This window comes from Paenibacillus brasilensis (assembly GCF_009363115.1).
Classification (GTDB): Bacteria; Bacillota; Bacilli; order Paenibacillales; family Paenibacillaceae; genus Paenibacillus; species Paenibacillus brasilensis.
Genome location: NZ_CP045298.1, coordinates 3,897,937 through 3,915,220 on the forward strand (window position 1 = coordinate 3,897,937; position 17,284 = coordinate 3,915,220).

Below are 17,284 nucleotides of genomic sequence, written 5' to 3' on the forward strand. Positions count from 1 at the left end.
CATATGAAAGTATCATTCGAGTGGCTGTCCGATTATGTATCGCTGGATCAGGTGAGCGCGGAGGAGCTGGCAGAGAAAATCACCCGTTCGGGCATTGAAATAGATGAAGTCGAACATCGCAACCAAGGGATTACTGGCGTTGTTGTCGGTTATGTCAAAAGCAAGGAAAAGCATCCGGATGCAGACAAGCTGAATGTGTGTATTGTTGATGCGGGTCAGGGAGAAGATCTGCAAATCGTGTGTGGTGCCAAAAACGTGGACGCAGGTCAAAAGGTTCCTGTTGCCGTTGTAGGTGCAAAGCTACCGGGAGATTTTCATATTAAGAAGGCCAAGCTGCGTGGGGTTGTGTCCATGGGCATGATCTGCTCGGCTAAGGAACTCGGTATGAATGATAAGCTGCTGCCAAAAGAATTGCAGGAAGGTATTTTAGTGCTGCCAGAGGATGCTGAAATTGGTACGCCAATTACGAAGCTTTTGGGGCTGGATGATTACGTACTGGATTTTGATTTGACACCGAACCGTTCGGACTGCTTGAGCATGCACGGAGCAGCCTATGAAGTAAGCGCCATTCTGGGTCGCGATATTTCATTGACTGACCCGGCGAAGGATCTGGTGGAAATCAGCGATGCAGCGGCAGACCATTTGTCCGTGAAAGTGGATACTCCTGAGCTGTGTACGCACTATGCAGCCCGTTATATTACAGGAGTAAAAGTGGGGGCTTCCCCATTGTGGATTCAAAACCGCCTGATGGCGGCGGGTATTCGTCCGATCAACAACATCGTAGATATTACGAACTATGTCATGCTGGAATACGGCCAGCCGTTGCATGCTTTTGACGCGGATAAGCTGGAAAATGGCAACATTGAAGTCCGACTCGCTCGCGCAGGCGAAACATTAATTACACTGGATGATCAGGAACGCAAGCTGGAGCCGCATATGCTGCTGATTACAGACGGTGTGAAGCCGATTGCATTGGCAGGCGTGATGGGTGGAGCCAATTCCGAGGTTACGGATGCGACGGTCAGCATTGCACTGGAATCCGCGAAGTTTGATGGCGGTACGGTTCGCAAAACCTCCCGTCAACTTGGACTACGTTCGGAAGCAAGTCTGCGTTTTGAAAAAGAGGTTGATCTAGGTGCAGTTATACCTGCTGTGAATCGTGCAGCTGCGCTGATTCAGCGCTACGCAGGGGGAACTGTACACCAGGGGATCGTGGAGGCTGCTTCTGCAAAAGCTGAAAATCGCATTATCAAGCTGTCGCTGGATAAAATAAACCGATATTTGGGAACCGAACTGTCGCTGCTTGAGGTTAAAACGATTTTTGGCAGACTGCATTTTGGCTGCGGAGATGCAGAGCCAGGCGTTATGGAAGTTGAAGTGCCTACGCGCCGCGGGGATATTACCATTGATGTGGATCTTATCGAAGAAGTGGCTCGTCTGTACGGTTACGATAACATTCCGACTACGCCTATTGAAGGGCCGACAACTCCGGGTGCATTGACGGCATCGCAATCACTGCGTCGCTCGCTGCGCAAATTGCTGGTGCATGGCGGCTGGCAAGAGACCATCAGCTATTCGTTTGTGCATCCGCAGAGTACAGGGATGTTTAATGCCCTGACAGAAGGCAGCCAGCCGGTTCGTTTGGCAATGCCTATGAGTGAAGACCGCAGCGTTTTGCGCACGAGCATTATCCCACAGATGTTGGATACAGCGGTATACAATATGAATCGGAAGCAGGAAAACCTGGCGATTTTTGAAACAGGCACTGTATTTTTTACAGAAGAGCAAACATTAACTCGTCAGCCGCATGAAATTCAAGTGCTCAGTCTGCTGTTGACTGGAGTGCGTCGTGAAAAACAATGGAATATTGGTGCTGAGAAGGTCGATTTCTTTGATATTAAAGGGGCGCTTGAAACGGTGTTCGACTATTTCGGGTTGAGTGGAAGCGTTCGTTATGTAGCTGATCAACCACAAAATTATCATCCGGGACGTTCTGCATCGGTATGGCTGGATGTGAATGGGAATTCCCGGCGGATCGGTACGATTGGGCAGATCCATCCGGAACTGCAGCAGTCTTATGGGCTGAATGATACGTATGTGGCGGAAATTGCTTTACAGCAAGTCATTGAACATGCCAACAGTCACATCCAATTTAGAGAGCTCGCTCGTTTCCCGTCTGTGGAACGTGACATTGCCCTCGTGGTTGACAAAGACGTTGAGGCAGGCGAACTGCTTCGTGTTATTTACGCTGCAGGTGGAGAGCTGTTGCAGGATGCACGGGTGTTTGATGTATTTACTGGCAGCAAGCTTGGTGAGGACAAGAAGAGCGTGGCTATTTCCCTGACCTACCGTCATTGGGAGCACACGCTTACGGATGAAGAGATTAATGCGGCGCATTCTCCTGTCGTTACGTCTCTGGAACAAACTTTTGGAGCGGAATTGAGAAAGTAGCAGGAAATGCGTGAAGCCGTATCGAATCTTAGTGACAGAGGTTCGATACGGCTTTTTGGCCTATCATCATTGAAGCTCTCTACTCTGATATTCACCCGCTGCGGGGAAGCCGGACTATGGGGTTGAACGCTTCACGAAGGGCGGGGTACCATAGAACCGGATACAACTTAGAATCGACATACAGTAGTATTGAAGGAGGGCATAATTGTGACTACACCGGATCGCACTCGCGTCACTGTAGAGATCTACGGTACTTCTTATAGACTCGTCGGCAGTAATCCCGATTATATGAAACAGGTTGCCAATTACGTGGATGAACGCATGCACAGTATTTCTCAAGCTCATTCGCGTCTGGATATGCCCCGAATTGCCGTGCTGGCTGCAGTCCATATGGCAGAAGAGGCCGTACAAATTCAGGAAATTCAGAGCCATATGAACCGATTAGCCGCAGAACGTGCAGAACTTCGGGGAGAGCTGGCACAGCTCCAGACAGCCCTTGGAGAACAGCAGCAGAAAAATACAGATATGCAGCAGTCTCTTATTCAATTGAAGGAAGAGAAGGAAGCAAGCCAGAAGAAATTGGCAGAAACCGAATCCATATCAGCCAAGGAAATTGCTGAATTGAGGAAAAGGCTGGAACAGCAGGAGAAAAAAGCAGCCGAGCTTGAAAATGAACAAAAGCAGGCTAAACGTGAATTAGAGGAGTCCCGTCAGGAAGCTTCCCGCAAATTGAAAGAGCAGCAGGAAGCCGCAAATGCACGTATGCGGCAAGTGGAAGAGCAATCGAAGAAGGATTTGGCTGAGGCAGCAAAACAGGCTGAAGCCAAGCTTTTGGCTGCGGAGAAGACTCATCAGGAACGTCAGCGTACAGAATTGGACAAGCTGCGTGCTGCTTTGCAGCAGGAGCATAGCCAGAAGGCAACTGAATGGCAAACCAAGTGGTCCGGGCTCAATGAGCAGCTGGAGCAGGAGCGTACACAGGCGCAGCAAGAGCTAAGTGAGAAAAATCTCCAGTACCAGGAAGCGGAGAAACGAGCCGAGGAAGCTGCACTGGAGCAGGAGATACGGATCGAGGAGCTTCAGGAGCAATTGGACGAGTTGCAGGCAGGCAAAGCAGAGCTGGCAACCCGCTTAAGAGAAGCGCAAGAGCAAGCAACCGTATTGAAGCAGCAGCAATCCGAGCTGGAATCCCAGCTGGAAACACAGCGGAAGGTCGCAGCAGAACGGGAACAGGCGGATGTGCTTGCGCGTGAAGAGCTGCAAGGCCGTTATGATCTTTTGGCTACGGAAGCCAAGGCTGTGCAGCAGCAAGCAGCTAAGCTAGAGGAAGAGCAGCGCCGGATGCAGAAGCTGCTGGAGCAAGCACATGTTTCCTCTCGCAAGTTGCAAAGCGAACTGGCTGCACTGGCTGAAAGCGAGAAGTCATGGCAGAAGCTTGCTGAGGAACGTCAGCATGCTGTTGATGAACTGAAGCTTTTGATACAGGAGGCACGTGAGCAGAAGGAAGTAACGCAGGAGCAATTGCAGCATGCGGAGGCTGAAGTAGAAGCTGTTAATAGCAAGTTTGCTGTACAACAGCAGCATCTGTTACAGCTGGAAGCCAAAATCAAGGAGCTTTCGTCTGAGCTAATACAAGTTCAGGATGAGCTGGAGCAGGCAAACGATCGTGAGCAGGAAGGAATTCGGGCGTACAACATGCTTCAGGAGCAGCACAGCAGCATAAAGAGCCGTGCTGAGCAATTAGAGCAGAACATAAAGAAACTCCAGCGCGAAGATAGCGAACGGCAAAGTGAATTGGAGCGTACTGAAGAGGAATTGTTGGAGTGGCAACTTAAATATGAGCAGTTGAAGGCCGAGGTAGAACGTTGGGAGGCTGAAGATGCTGTACGTAAGGAAGAATTTGCTGCGTGGGAACGTGAAATCGCTGTAACGGTTGAGCAAAGGGAGCAACTGCAGGAGGAGATTCGTTTGGCAGTTGAAGCTGCCGAAACGGCGAAGGCTGAACAGCAATCTGTAGAGCAGGAACGGCTTGCTCTACAGTCTGAGCTTAATGAAGTAGGGCAAAAATATGAAATGGCGGCTCATCAGCTTCGTCTTTTACAAGTTCAACAGGATGTAGATCGGGAAAATACAGAAAAGATTTCAACGGAATTGCATCAATTACAGGAAGAATACACTAAGCTTCAAACGGAGTACAATGAATGGATTGAGCTTATCGAACAGGATCAGTAGATACGGATTATAGATGTAACGCAAATCCCCGGCTGCTTATCGCCGGGGACTTATTTGTATATTGGATCACGTAAGTGTTGTGTACATGACAAAAAGCTGTCCTTTGGCAGAACAAATCTGCTTGGGACAGCTTTGCCGCAATGTAAACCGAAATTAATCCTTGGCCTTACGACCAGCTTCAAAAGGTGTCGTTACCGGAATGAACAGATCTATAATCCCGATAACCAATGCAGCGAGCAATGCACCCATTACAGAAACACTCACACTGGTCACAATATATTGAGATACCCAGATAACCAGAGCGCTCACCAGAAAACCTACGATACCGCGTCCGAATGGAGAAACGCGCCGACCGAACATGGCCTCAATGATATAACCAATCAAGGCAATGACAATCGCAAGGATCAGGGCGCTCCAAAAGCCGCCTACACTAAATCCGGGAACGATCCAGCTTACGACCATCAGAACCAGAGCGGCCACGATGAAACGTACAATGTGCCCAAGAATGCTCACGGAATAACCTCCTTCGTTTTTTTGAATTTACAGGGTTAGACAAAGGTTAGTGTGTGGCATAAGGAGCTTTCTTATGTGTAAAACAGTGTTGGCAAATAGCGTAAGTTTGCGGCTTTCGGTATAATATAGATATAAGTGAAAGGAGTAGTGAAGTTGGACTCTAAAATTTTTAAAACCCTTGAATACAAAAAAATTCTAAATAAACTAAGTCACTATGCCCAAACGGCAACGGGCCAGCAAAAAGTTCTTCAACTACAGCCCAGCGATGATTTGGAACATATCAAGAAAATGCTGAAAGGCACGGATGAAGCCTATGCCGCTGATCGGCTCAAAGGAGTGCCTTCATTTAACGGAGTGGTGGATATTACTCCGGCGGTAAAACGCGCCCGTATTGGCGGAACGCTAAGTCCGCAAGAGCTGCTAAGCATTCGGACTACAGTACAGGCTGCGCGTCGTATACAAGTGTACGTAGCAAGTCTGCATGAGGAAAATCCTGTCGAAACCTTGCTGTTTTGGAGTGAGCAGCTTTCTGAGCAGAGAGGCTTGGAGAACTCGATTAAAGGCTGTATTGATGAAAACGCAGAGGTGCTGGATTCTGCCAGTACAGAGCTTTCACAAATTCGCCGGGAGCTGCGCTCAGGTGAAGTGCGTATTCGTGAAAAGCTTGATTCCATGATTCGTTCCTCCACCGTCTCCAAAATGCTGCAGGATCAGTTGATTACGATTCGCGGAGATCGTTTTGTAATCCCGGTCAAGGCAGAATACCGTTCTTATTTTGGCGGAATCGTGCATGATCAATCCGGGTCCGGTGCTACGCTGTTTATCGAGCCTGAATCGATTGTAGCTATGAACAACAAGCTGAGGGAAACACGGCTGAGAGAAGAACGTGAAATTGAAGTCATTTTACAAAAGCTGACCGCACTTGTCGCCGAACAAGCGGATATGCTGTTGTATGATGTGGACATTTTGGGCAATCTCGATTTTATTTTTGCCAAAGCGCGTCTTGCCCGTGAAATGAAGGCTACCTTGCCTTTGATGAATGACCGCGGGTACTTAAAGCTGAAAAAAGGCAGACATCCTCTAATCCCGTTGGAGCAAGTTGTTCCCATTGACGTGGAACTGGGCAATTCCTATACCTCCATTATCGTAACGGGACCGAATACAGGGGGGAAAACCGTTACCCTGAAAACCATCGGTCTGCTAAGCCTGATGGCGATGTCGGGACTTTTTGTACCTGTTGAGGATGAAAGTCAGCTATGCGTATTTGATGCAATCTATGCGGATATTGGTGACGAGCAGAGCATTGAGCAAAACTTGAGTACCTTTTCCAGCCATATGACCAACATCATTAGCATCCTGAAAAATATGACACCTAAAAGTCTTGTGCTGCTTGACGAGGTGGGAGCAGGGACGGACCCTGCGGAAGGCTCGGCTCTGGCCGTATCTATTTTGGAGCATATGCATGCCATGGGTTGCCGCATGGTTGCGACGACGCACTATAGTGAATTGAAGGCGTATGCCTATGAGCGCAAAGGAATCATTAATGCAAGCATGGAGTTTGATGTCGCTACATTAAGCCCAACTTACCGTTTTTTGGTCGGTGTACCTGGACGAAGCAACGCTTTTGCCATTGCCGAGCGATTGGGCTTGCCGAGCCGTATTTTAGATTATGCCCGTGGCGAGGTAACGGAAGAAGACCAGCGCGTCGAGCACATGATCGCGTCACTGGAGCAGAACCGTCTGACGGCTGAGCAGGAGCGGGAAAAGGCAGAGCAGCTGCGCAGGGAAATGGAAGCTTTGCGCAGCCGTCACCAGACTGAGCTGGATAAGCTGGAGTCACAACGGGATCGTATGCTGGAAAAAGCCGAGGATGAAGCAAGAGTTCTCGTGGATAAGGCTCGAAGTGAAGCGGAGAAAATCATTAGCGATTTGCGTAAACTCGCTCAGGAAGAAGGAGCTTCAGTTAAGGAGCATAAGCTGATTGCAGCTCGTAAAGAGCTGGATGAGGCTGAACCAAAGCAACGCAAGAAGAATACAGTCAAACGTGCTGCTGCCACACGTACTCGTTCTATTATGGCCGGAGATGAGGTATCAGTTCATAGTCTGAACAAAAAAGGCCACGTGGTCGAGCTTGCTGGTAGCAAGGAAGCTGTCGTTCAACTGGGTATCATGAAAATGAAGGTCAGTCTGGATGATTTGGAACTGCTGCAGCCTGCTCAAACAACTGCACCAAGGGCTCAGAAGCCAGTGACAGGCGTCAAACGAACACGGGATGATAATATACGCAATGAGCTTGATCTTCGCGGAGCGAATGTGGAGGAAGCCCTGATCGAGGTAGATCGCTTTATGGATGAAGCGTTTTTAGCCAATCTGGGGCAGGTTCACATTATTCATGGCAAGGGTACGGGAGTTTTGCGCACTGGCATTCAGGAATATCTTCGCAAGCATAAGCATGTGAAAAGCTATCGGATTGGTAATTACAATGAAGGCGGCACAGGGGTAACTGTTGCTGAATTGGAATGAGTTACGCGTTCCCGGCTTCTGCCGGCAAGCTCTGTAGAACGGGAGGGATGAAGTGAAGATGGCGATTGATGAATTGCTGTCACATCCGTTGGGAATGATGCTGGGCTATTTCTCGGTGGCGGTGCTGGAGCTGATTGTATTTTTATCATGCTTTGAACTGGTAACCCGGTATAAATGCTGGGAAGAGATCAAACGTGGGAATATTTCGGTCGCGATGGCTACGGGCGGGAAAATGTTTGGCATTTGCAATGTGCTCCGCTTTGCTATGGAAGCCAAGTCCAGTGTATATGATACGATGATTTGGTCGTTCGTTGGCTTTTTATTGTTGCTTGCGGCGTACTTTCTGTTTGAGTTTCTGACACCGGTATTTTCTATCGATCAAGAGATTAAGGAGGATAACCGCGCTGTTGGCTTGTTCTCCATGATTATTTCGATATCGTTATCTTATGTCATTGGTGCTAGTGTGACTTGACACATCCTGTATACTAAAGCTTGGTATACGCTTGGAACGGAAGGATGATAAAGCTTGGAAATGACTATTTGTCCATGGTGTAACATGGAAATTATTTGGGATGAAGAACTGGGACCTGAAGAAGAGTGTCCTTACTGCCATAATGACCTGAAAGGATATTCAGACATAAATGATGATGAAGATGAGTCTGAGTCGGCTTCTGCGCCTGTACCCAGACATGCGGTAAAGCATCGGGATGACTATCCGCAGCATGAGCACAATCATGCGGCATCTGACAACTTGGTGCTCCATTCTCATGAGAAGGAAGCACTAAAGGGCTATCGAACCCTGAGCATTCAGCTTGGTGATGATGAGGAGCAGGATATTTTATATGAGGCAGAGGATGAAGCGGTAGTTGAAAAGCCAGAGGGCGCTCCATTGTTGCAGGACAATGAGCTTCATAAGCTGCCTGTGCTGCATACCTTGCAAAAATTTGAAGAAAGCGGTGCGGATTTGATGGCTTATGAGCAAGGTGCTGAACAAATACTTGACAGACAGGATGAGGTTCTTGAATGCTCCCAATGCGGTGAATATATGCTGCATGCGGGTACACAAACTGTAACCGGAGAAGGCTTTAACCCGTCGCTCTCTCCTGCGCTTGGCCAGCCTGTTCTGGACTTGCCGTTTGTTTTAAATGTTTATGTGTGTCCGAGCTGCTTCCATGTTCAGCAGACGCTTTCAGAAAATGACCGACTGCGGATGCTGGAGAAGCTCAGTGGTATTTCCAACAATTAAATAGCATTTCCCCGGATAGTCCCAAGCTTATTATGGGCATTTTAAATCGAAGAGATCCTAAAGAAAGCTGACTTGTATGTAATTAGCTGGTGGGTGATTTTCGGTTAGGGGGAACTGCATTTGAAATCAAACCTAAACGGACAATCCATTCTGCTGCTAAGCTTGAATGGATTGTTTGTGTTTGCAGCAGCTTTGTCCGGCACTTTTCTTAACGTATATTTGTGGAAAAGCAGGCAGGATTACGCAATGATCGGCTGGTTTAATGTCAGCCAGCAAATTGCGCTGGGAATTATGGTCTGGGTGGCTGGAAAATGGGTCAAGGAACATAATAAAATGAATGCTCTGCGCGTAGGGACAGCCATGTCCGGCTTATTTTATTTGATCGTATTATATACGGGACCGCAGGCTGTGAACTACATATGGCCGCTTGGGATGTTGTTAGGGGCAGCCTTGGGTTTATTCTGGCTGGCGTTTAATGTGATTTTTTTCGAAGTCACAGACCGGGTAAGCCGTGATCATTTTAACGGTTGGGTGGGTTTGCTTGGCTCGTTTTCTGGTATTGTGGGTCCTTGGCTGTCAGGCTGGATTATTGCCCGAATGGAGGATGATGCGGGCTATCGCGTAATTTTTAGCATTTCCCTGGCGTTTTATGTCGTGGGGGTGGTGTTAAGTTTCTTTCTTCGTAAGCGCAAGCCGACAGGAAAGTACAATTGGAAGGAGCCCAAGCAACGATTGTCACAAAAAGGAAGTATGTGGCGCCCGTTGTCGTTATCCCTTGTTGCACAGGGCATCCGCGAAGGCGTTTTTGCCTTTCTGATTACACTGCTTGTATATGTGGTTACACAGCAGGAGTGGAAGCTGGCGCAATTTTCACTGATTACGTCAGGTGTTTCGTTTTTCAGCTTTTGGGCTGCTGGCAAATGGCTCAAGCCACACTATCGCTCGGTCGGTATGCTGCTGGGTGCCGTGCTGCTGGTGATTGTATTACTGCCTTTATTGTGGCGCGTGGAGTATAGGACACTATTGATCATGGGGATTGGCACCGCCTTGTTCATACCTTTGTATTTAATCCCTATGATCTCTGCGAGCTTTGATCTCATGGGGACGAGTGAAGGAGATGCCAACCAGAGAGTCGAGCTTGTTGTATTGCGTGAGCTATGCCTTATGGTCGGCCGATTGACTGGAACGTTAATTTTTTTGGGTGTATTAAGTATTAGCAAGGCTCCTGCTGCGATGATCTGGTTGTTAATTGGACTAGCGTTAATGCCGGTGGGCGGATGTTTTTTTATGCGAAATGTGCTAAAAATGGAGCAAAAAACAAAGCAAGGCACATCTCATTCCAATACAAGACGCTGGCATAAGCAAACCGAATAGTCTGAAAAGACTATACAAAACCTCCAAATCCCGCTTTAGACGTGGATAGGAGGTTTATCGCGTTCCATATGATTAAGCCAGTGGCTTCGTTGTTTCGGGCGCCGGACGGGTGGTGCGGGTCAGTGAAAAAAGCTCCATTTCAGGTCGATGTGTGCCTGTCAGCTCATCAGCCAGCAGCTGTGCGGCTATCATGCTGGTAACCGCCCCATTTCCACCGTAGCCCTCCAAAAAGCAGCAGTTTGGAAAACGTGGATGTGGACCAATATACGGCAGACCGTCATGAGAGGAGCCAAATACAGCTGCCCATGCATAATCTATTTTAAACGGTACGTCGGGAAAATGCTCCTGTAACGCTTGTAACAGCTTTTTCTGCTGATGGAGCAGCCTGATTTCACGCTGATTCGAGTCCAGTACAGGCTCGTCCAAACCACCTGTAATGATACGTCCTTCCTGTGTTGTGCGCATGTACAGGTAAGGACGGGCGGTTTCCCAGATCAGACACTGCTCGTGCCAAAAGGATATATCTTCGACCGGAGTGGTGACGATAGCATAAGAACTTTCCAGTGTGGCTCCGCGATCTGCTTTAATCTCCTGTGTTTCATAGCCTGTTGCAGAAATAACTTTTTTCGCCCGGATGGTTCCTTCGCTGGTATGACAAACGACCTCATTTTCGCCGAATTCAAAATGCTTGGCATCCGTATGCTCGAATATACGTACACCGAGACGGCTGGCAGATTGAAATAGTCCTTGGGCTAACTGAAATGGATTAACCTCGGCATCTTCGTGTGTATATAGTGCTGCCGTTTTTCGAAAAGGAAACCTGGCAGCCACCTGCTGCTCATCCCAGTATTCCACTGGGAATCCAAACCGGGTTAGCTGTTTGTACTCTTCCTGGAGCACTTGCACATCCTCCGTTGTACTCGCATAGTACAGGCTGCTGCGTCGAATAAAGGAAGGATTGATATCCAGTGTGGCAGCCAGCTTTTCCAACTGATCCAGAGCGTCCTTGCACATACGGTAAAACAGCACACCGTTAGTCCCACCAAACGTATTGATGAATGAGGTCAAGGTCTTGTCATTGCTATATTGCAGCAATCCGGTATTCGCCGAAGAACTTCCATGTACCAGCTTGCGCTTGTCAATAACCACAGTGTCTACATTCCGTTCTCCCAACAGTCTGGAGCAAAGTGAGCCACTCATCCCGCCCCCGATGATCAATACATCACAATCCAAATCCTCTGCCAAAGGTGAAAAGTCCAGCGTCTGCTCCAGGGTACTCGGCCAAAACGTATTTCCACTAATTAGATCCATATTCATAGCACTCCTTATGAGGAATATGTAGTATCTCATATATGTCGTACATAGTATTTCGTGAAACGGACAAGATAACCAGCGTGCAACAAAACATTTTAAGGAGGCACAGACTATGCAATCTATGAACATGCAACCTTTGACTGGCAAAGAGCTGGAGTACATCGTGGACTCCATTTCTAATGAAGAACTTTTGCTCAAGCAATGTGCAGCGACAGCAGCGTCTATTCAGCAGCCAGCCATTCAACAAGTCTGCTTGCAGTTCGCGAGAACGCACGAACACCACATGAACCTGCTCTTAAATGCCCTTCAACAGCACCAGCAGCTTGCTCCTATGCAACCGCAGCAGTAATTTAGCACTCACCATAAAGGAGGTATGACAGGATGTATCCACAGAACAATATGTCATTTATGCCCGCAGAAGATTTGCTCTATGCCATTCTTGCTGATTTGAAACGTACAGTTGGGGAGTATACAACGGCGACTACCGAATCCAATTGTTCATCTGTACGCCAGATGTTCACTGACCTTACGAACGATACATTGCGCGCGCAGGGCGATTTGTATCGTCTGATGAGTCAGAACAATATGTATTCCACCTCGTCCAAGGCACTGCGCGTTGATTTGGACAAACAGATTCAAGAAGCTCGTAAGACACAACAGGAATGCCAGCAGTTCATTCAGCAAAAATCGTCCGCGGCGGGAGGATATGGTCAGCCTATGCATCAGCAGGGCCAATCTTCTTATCAACACAACCCTTACTATATGTAAACGGGATACTTTAGGTTTGAAGCAATTCCATTAACAGCCGTCCGTCTGCCGGGTTTACCGGGGCGGACGGTTTTTCTTTGCAGGTTTAAAGTACGTATTGTATGATGTATAGTAATCTCTTTTGATGGAGGCCTTATTATAATGACAGAACTGGATGATTTGAAATTAAAAGTACTGGAATTGTTAAAAGAAGATGCAAGAAGAACACCGACTTTGCTGGCTACTATGCTGGGGGTTGACGAGCAGGATGTACGCAAATCAATTAGAGAGCTTGAAGATCAGCATGTGATTGTCAAATACGCCGCTGTGGTCAATTGGGATAAAGTCGACGACGAGAAGGTTACTGCTTTGATCGAAGTACAGATTACACCTGAGCGTGGAAGAGGCTTTGAAGGCATTGCTGAACGGATCTATTTGTATCCGCAGGTTAAATCGGTTTATCTCATGTCCGGGGCATACGACTTGCTGGTGGAAGTTGAAGGCCGTAACCTCCGCGAGGTTGCGAATTTTGTGTCGGAAAAGCTGTCACCTATTGACTCGGTATTGTCCACCAAGACCAATTTTACGCTTAAAAAATACAAGCAGGACGGAATTATCTTTGAGGACCATCAGGATGATAACCGTCTGATGATTTCGCCGTAAAGGAAGATCATAATGAATCTCAAATCAGAAGCATTTACCGATAGCAACAAAGCCATGAGTTCCTATTTGTCTCCGCTGGTACGCGAAATTCCGTCTTCGGGCATTCGTAAGTTTTTTGATTTGGTGGGTAGCAACAAGGATATTATTACCCTTGGAGTAGGGGAACCGGATTTCACAACCCCTTGGCATATGCGGGAAGCCTGCGTCTATTCATTGGAGCGAGGCTTTACCAGCTATACGTCCAATGCGGGAACACCAGAATTGCGTGAAGCGATTAGTGAATATCTGAATGAGCAATTTGAAGTCCGTTATGATCCGAAAAATGAAATTATTGTGACGGTTGGTGGCAGTGAGGCGATTGATCTTGCCTTGCGTGCATTAATCGTACCCGGCGACGAAATTCTCGTTCCTGAGCCATGCTACATTTCATATTCTCCTATCACTGCGATTGGGGGCGGGGTTCCGGTAGGTATTGAAACGTTCGCCAAGGATGAATTTAAGCTGACCGCTGAGGCATTGGAGGCTAAAATTACGCCTAAGTCCAAGGTGCTGATTTTGTGCTATCCGAGCAACCCGACCGGGGCTACAATGACTTATGAAGATTGGCTTCCGATTGCGGAAGTCGTGGAAAAGCATGATTTAATCGTTATTTCTGATGAAATTTATGCCGAATTGAATTATGGAGAAAAGCATGTCAGCTTTGCTTCTATGCCGGGTATGATGGATCGTACGATTCTCGTCAGTGGTTTTTCCAAAGCCTTTGCCATGACGGGCTGGCGTATTGGATATACATGTGGGCATCCTGACCTGATTGCTGCTATGCTCAAAATCCACCAGTACACCGTTATGTGCGCACCCTCCATGGGACAAGTTGCGGCACTGGAAGGCCTACGGAATGGTTTGGGTGAGAAGGACCGGATGGTGGAAGCCTATAATCAGCGTCGCCGTTTGATGGTTGAGGGGTTTCGTGAGATTGGTCTGGAATGTCACGAGCCGCGAGGGGCTTTCTATGTTTTCCCTAGTATTAAAAGTACGGGACTGAGTTCGGATGAATTTGCGCAGCGCCTTTTGACAGAGGCAAAGGTTGCGGCTGTACCGGGGAATGTGTTCGGTCTGGGAGGCGAAGGTTACCTTCGTTGTTCCTATGCGACCTCTGTCGGTCAGCTGACGGAAGCACTGGATCGGATCGGTCATTTTGTAGAAAAAGTAAGAAGAGAAGGCTAAAATTATTTTTTTATGGTTAAATCATAGAGAATAGTCTTTTATTTCTAAATTTATATGCTATAATTTGAAATCGAAAGCAGGAAGTTCAATTTTTCAATTGCAGGAGGAGTGCTTATGTCATATGTTGGATATCATTCATCGCGTTCAATAGGACACGACATTTCCCTGGAAGATGAAATTTTGCTTCTGCGCAATGAGATGACACGGACGTTTCAGGAAGAGCAGTCCTTCACCTCTGATCTTGTTATCGAGATCAGCTGCAAGCTCGATTTGAAAATCAATGAATACATGAAGCTGTATGGTACGGAGTGCAAGGTGTGACCCTGTGCATTCAGCCGAAGGTATGAGAAGGCCGCAGGGCCTTCTTTTTTTGCGTTTACAACTTATGATATATTAGTGGCATGGAAGAGGGGACGTACAGATGAGAGCAGGGATAAGAAGACTGACACCATGGATGATCGGAATGCTGGCACTCGTACTATTGGCCGGATGTGGCGGTCGGGATAAGGACAGCTTTTCCATTTTTATAATGGATAAAGGGGATGCTTCAGTCGTTCGGGATGAGCTGACACAAAAGCTTAAGGCTAAGCTGGGCGAACAGGCTCCCAACATCGAGATTTCAGTCAGCCCGCTGTATAATCAGCAGAAGCTGGTCGTTGAATATGCTGCTGGAGAGCATGATCTGTTTATTTTACCGGAAGAGGATATGAAGCTGTACGGACAGAATGGTTCAAATCTGCCGTTGGATGACGCCTTTGACAAGAATACGTATACTCGGGGTGTGTTCGAAGGAGGCGTATTTAAGAAGAAGGCGCAGGGAGAAGAAGGAACAGATGTGATCATGGAAACTCATTTGTTTGGAATTCCGGTGGAGCAGATGAAGATGTTTAAGGATTTAAAATATAACTCAAAAACATTATTTGCTACCGTGCCGCCACACACCAGCAATAAGGAAGAAGCCATTAAGGTGCTGAAAGCACTTACGGAATGATAAGGGGGATGGAGTACGATGGGGATTTATACGAGAACAGGTGATGAGGGACAAACTTCGGTAATCGGAGGTCGGGTATCCAAAGATGATGACCGTGTGGAGGCATACGGCACAATCGACGAGCTGAACAGCTTTGTAGGACAAGCAATCAGCTTTGCCGAAGGAGAAACGTTTGCGGATATTCGGGCCCAATTGGAGGAAATACAGCAGGAGCTGTTTGATTGCGGCTCGGATTTGGCATTTGTCAAAATAAATGAAAGCAAATATAAGGTGAAGGACGAGCTGGCAGAGCGGCTGGAAGGCTGGATTGATGCATGTCAGGAGGAAAACCCGAAGGTGGAGCGGTTTATTATACCGGGCGGCAGCACATTGTCTTCTACGCTTCATGTTTGCCGTACAGTGTGTCGCCGTGCGGAACGCCGTGCTGTCACACTGGGTAAGCACACAGAAATTAATCCTGCGGTACGTCGGTATTTGAACCGTCTTTCTGATTATTTCTTTGTCGTGGCCCGCACAGCGAATGTGCGTCAGGGCGTACCCGATGTCGAATATGTGCGGAGCAAAAAAGTGTTCCGCAAATAAGGAGGCAACCGGGAATTTGTGATGAGCTTGTACTATGAACCTATCGTGTATATGATTCCTCCTGAAGAGGAAGGAATGCTGTTGAAGACGATTTTACAGAAAAGAATGAACATTTCACGTAAGCTGATTTCCAAGCTTAAGCTGACAGAGCAAGGGATTATGCTGAACGGGACACGAGTGTATATCAGCGTAAAGGTAAAGGCTGGAGATCGGGTGGAAATTCGGATGGAGCGCGAGCGTTCCGATGATATTTTACCCGAACCGATTCCTTTTGACATTTTGTATGAGGATGAGCATCTGCTGGTCGTAAACAAGGCGGCGGGAATCATTGTTCATCCGACTCATGGACATTACACCGGCACATTGGCTAACGGAGTTGTCCATTATTGGCAGTCCAAGGGAGAGCTGTTCCGGTTCCGCCCCGTTCATCGTCTCGATCAGGAGACGACAGGTGTGCTCGTTGTAGCTAAAAATCCGTATGTACACCAGCACATTTCTGAGCAGATGATTGCGGGAACGGTGGATAAGCGCTATACGGCCTTGGTGCACGGGCGCCCTGAGCAACAGGAAGGACGCGTGGATGGGCCGATTGACCGTAACCCAGATGATCCGCATTTGAGAATGGTGACCCCAAATGGTTATCCTGCTCTGACGCTGTATAAGCTGGAGGAAGCTTGGGATGAAGGAAGCCGTATCGGTCTAAAATTGGAATCCGGGCGTACGCACCAAATTCGTGTACATATGACGTACATCGGCTGTCCTTTGATCGGAGATAAAATGTACCGGGTTATACCGGATGACGCAGCGTCTCGTGAGCAATATGAGCAGCTTGATGCCCGGATGCCTCGACAAGCGCTGCATGCCTCAGAGCTGTCCTTGGTGCACCCTGCGACAGGGGAGCGACTAACGTTCTATGCTCCTCTACCGGCTGATATGGCCGAAATGCAGGGGCTGTTAAGAAACAAAATGGAGGATTAACCTAACGATGAGCCAACTAAAAATATACCAGTATTCCAAATGCAGCACCTGCCGTAATGCAGTAAAATGGCTGCAAAACAAGGGACATGAGACAGAACTGATTCCTATTTTTGAACAACCGCCCGGACCGGAGGAACTGGAAGACTTGATCAGTAAAAGCGGGCTGGAGCTCAAGAAATTTTTCAATACCAGCGGTGAGGTATATAAGGAGCTAAAATTGAAGGACAAGCTCAGAGACATGAGCCGTGAAGAGCAAATTTCGCTTTTATCCTCGAATGGAAGGTTGATCAAGCGTCCCATCGTAACAGATGGGAGCAAAGTAACGGTAGGCTTCAGAGAGGAAACATTTGAGGAGGCATGGGGGGCTCAATAACGCCCAATTCCGTTCCGCGATATGGTATACTGTTGGGGTTAAATAATATGAATGAATGGGAGCAATACAATCT

At 47.8% G+C, this 17,284-nt stretch carries 17 protein-coding genes; 15 read left to right on the forward strand and 2 right to left on the reverse strand.

Annotated features, from left to right (window positions below):
* Positions 1 to 3 precede the first annotated feature (3 nt).
* Together pheT and zapA are read left to right on the forward strand one after the other, a co-directional pair.
* The gene (gene pheT, locus GCU48_RS18515; protein ID WP_152381017.1) at positions 4 to 2,451 is read left to right on the forward strand and encodes a phenylalanine--tRNA ligase subunit beta; all 2,448 of its coding nucleotides are present in this window, start codon (positions 4 to 6) and stop codon (positions 2,449 to 2,451) included.
* A 207-nt stretch (positions 2,452 to 2,658) separates the two neighbouring features.
* A complete protein-coding gene (gene zapA, locus GCU48_RS18520) occupies positions 2,659 to 4,683 on the forward strand; it encodes a cell division protein ZapA (protein WP_152381018.1) in 2,025 nt (674 codons plus the stop codon).
* A 153-nt stretch (positions 4,684 to 4,836) separates the two neighbouring features.
* On the opposite strand, the gene GCU48_RS18525 is transcribed toward zapA, so the two are convergent.
* Positions 4,837 to 5,196, reverse strand: a complete 360-nt coding sequence (locus GCU48_RS18525; protein ID WP_025716146.1) for a phage holin family protein — start codon at positions 5,194 to 5,196, stop codon at positions 4,837 to 4,839.
* Positions 5,197 to 5,349: 153 nt separating this feature from the next.
* On the opposite strand from GCU48_RS18525, the gene GCU48_RS18530 reads away from it, so the two are divergent.
* The 4 genes from GCU48_RS18530 (at position 5,350) to GCU48_RS18545 (ending at position 10,339) form a co-directional block, all read left to right on the forward strand.
* A complete protein-coding gene (locus GCU48_RS18530) occupies positions 5,350 to 7,719 on the forward strand; it encodes an endonuclease MutS2 (RefSeq protein WP_152381019.1) in 2,370 nt (789 codons plus the stop codon).
* 58 nt (positions 7,720 to 7,777) lie between these two features.
* Positions 7,778 to 8,191, forward strand: coding sequence for a DUF350 domain-containing protein (locus tag GCU48_RS18535; RefSeq protein WP_007429540.1), 414 nt, complete (start codon positions 7,778 to 7,780; stop codon positions 8,189 to 8,191).
* A 54-nt stretch (positions 8,192 to 8,245) separates the two neighbouring features.
* A complete protein-coding gene (locus GCU48_RS18540) occupies positions 8,246 to 8,965 on the forward strand; it encodes a hypothetical protein (RefSeq protein ID WP_152381020.1) in 720 nt (239 codons plus the stop codon).
* A 120-nt stretch (positions 8,966 to 9,085) separates the two neighbouring features.
* The gene (locus GCU48_RS18545) at positions 9,086 to 10,339 is read left to right on the forward strand and encodes an MFS transporter (RefSeq protein WP_152381021.1); all 1,254 of its coding nucleotides are present in this window, start codon (positions 9,086 to 9,088) and stop codon (positions 10,337 to 10,339) included.
* A gap of 72 nt (positions 10,340 to 10,411) precedes the next feature.
* Here GCU48_RS18545 and GCU48_RS18550 read toward each other — a convergent pair whose 3' ends face one another.
* Positions 10,412 to 11,650, reverse strand: coding sequence for an NAD(P)/FAD-dependent oxidoreductase (locus tag GCU48_RS18550; RefSeq protein ID WP_152381022.1), 1,239 nt, complete (start codon positions 11,648 to 11,650; stop codon positions 10,412 to 10,414).
* 115 nt (positions 11,651 to 11,765) lie between these two features.
* Between GCU48_RS18550 and GCU48_RS18555 the strand changes: the two genes are divergently transcribed.
* The 9 genes from GCU48_RS18555 (at position 11,766) to GCU48_RS18595 (ending at position 17,211) form a co-directional block, all read left to right on the forward strand.
* A complete protein-coding gene (locus tag GCU48_RS18555; RefSeq protein WP_007429544.1) occupies positions 11,766 to 12,002 on the forward strand; it encodes a hypothetical protein in 237 nt (78 codons plus the stop codon).
* Positions 12,003 to 12,034: 32 nt separating this feature from the next.
* On the forward strand, positions 12,035 to 12,421 hold the full coding sequence (locus GCU48_RS18560; protein ID WP_152381023.1) for a spore coat protein: 387 nt from the start codon (positions 12,035 to 12,037) through the stop codon (positions 12,419 to 12,421).
* Between the two features lie 141 nt (positions 12,422 to 12,562).
* Positions 12,563 to 13,063, forward strand: coding sequence for an Lrp/AsnC family transcriptional regulator (locus GCU48_RS18565; RefSeq protein ID WP_025716153.1), 501 nt, complete (start codon positions 12,563 to 12,565; stop codon positions 13,061 to 13,063).
* A gap of 12 nt (positions 13,064 to 13,075) precedes the next feature.
* A complete protein-coding gene (locus GCU48_RS18570; protein ID WP_152381024.1) occupies positions 13,076 to 14,287 on the forward strand; it encodes an aminotransferase class I/II-fold pyridoxal phosphate-dependent enzyme in 1,212 nt (403 codons plus the stop codon).
* Positions 14,288 to 14,401: 114 nt separating this feature from the next.
* Complete coding sequence (locus GCU48_RS18575) at positions 14,402 to 14,608, forward strand: aspartyl-phosphate phosphatase Spo0E family protein (RefSeq protein ID WP_025716155.1); 207 nt, start codon at positions 14,402 to 14,404, stop codon at positions 14,606 to 14,608.
* Between the two features lie 100 nt (positions 14,609 to 14,708).
* The gene (locus tag GCU48_RS18580) at positions 14,709 to 15,278 is read left to right on the forward strand and encodes a type 2 periplasmic-binding domain-containing protein (RefSeq protein WP_152381025.1); all 570 of its coding nucleotides are present in this window, start codon (positions 14,709 to 14,711) and stop codon (positions 15,276 to 15,278) included.
* An 18-nt stretch (positions 15,279 to 15,296) separates the two neighbouring features.
* Positions 15,297 to 15,860 (forward strand): cob(I)yrinic acid a,c-diamide adenosyltransferase, encoded by a 564-nt coding sequence (locus tag GCU48_RS18585; protein ID WP_152381026.1) that lies wholly within the window; start codon positions 15,297 to 15,299, stop codon positions 15,858 to 15,860.
* Positions 15,861 to 15,881: 21 nt separating this feature from the next.
* Positions 15,882 to 16,838: an RluA family pseudouridine synthase gene (locus tag GCU48_RS18590; RefSeq protein WP_152382205.1), complete on the forward strand. Its 957-nt coding sequence runs from the start codon at positions 15,882 to 15,884 to the stop codon at positions 16,836 to 16,838.
* Positions 16,839 to 16,845: 7 nt separating this feature from the next.
* Entirely contained in the window at positions 16,846 to 17,211 is a 366-nt protein-coding gene (locus GCU48_RS18595; RefSeq protein ID WP_152381027.1) for an arsenate reductase family protein, read from the forward strand.
* The last annotated feature ends 73 nt before the right edge of the window (positions 17,212 to 17,284 follow it).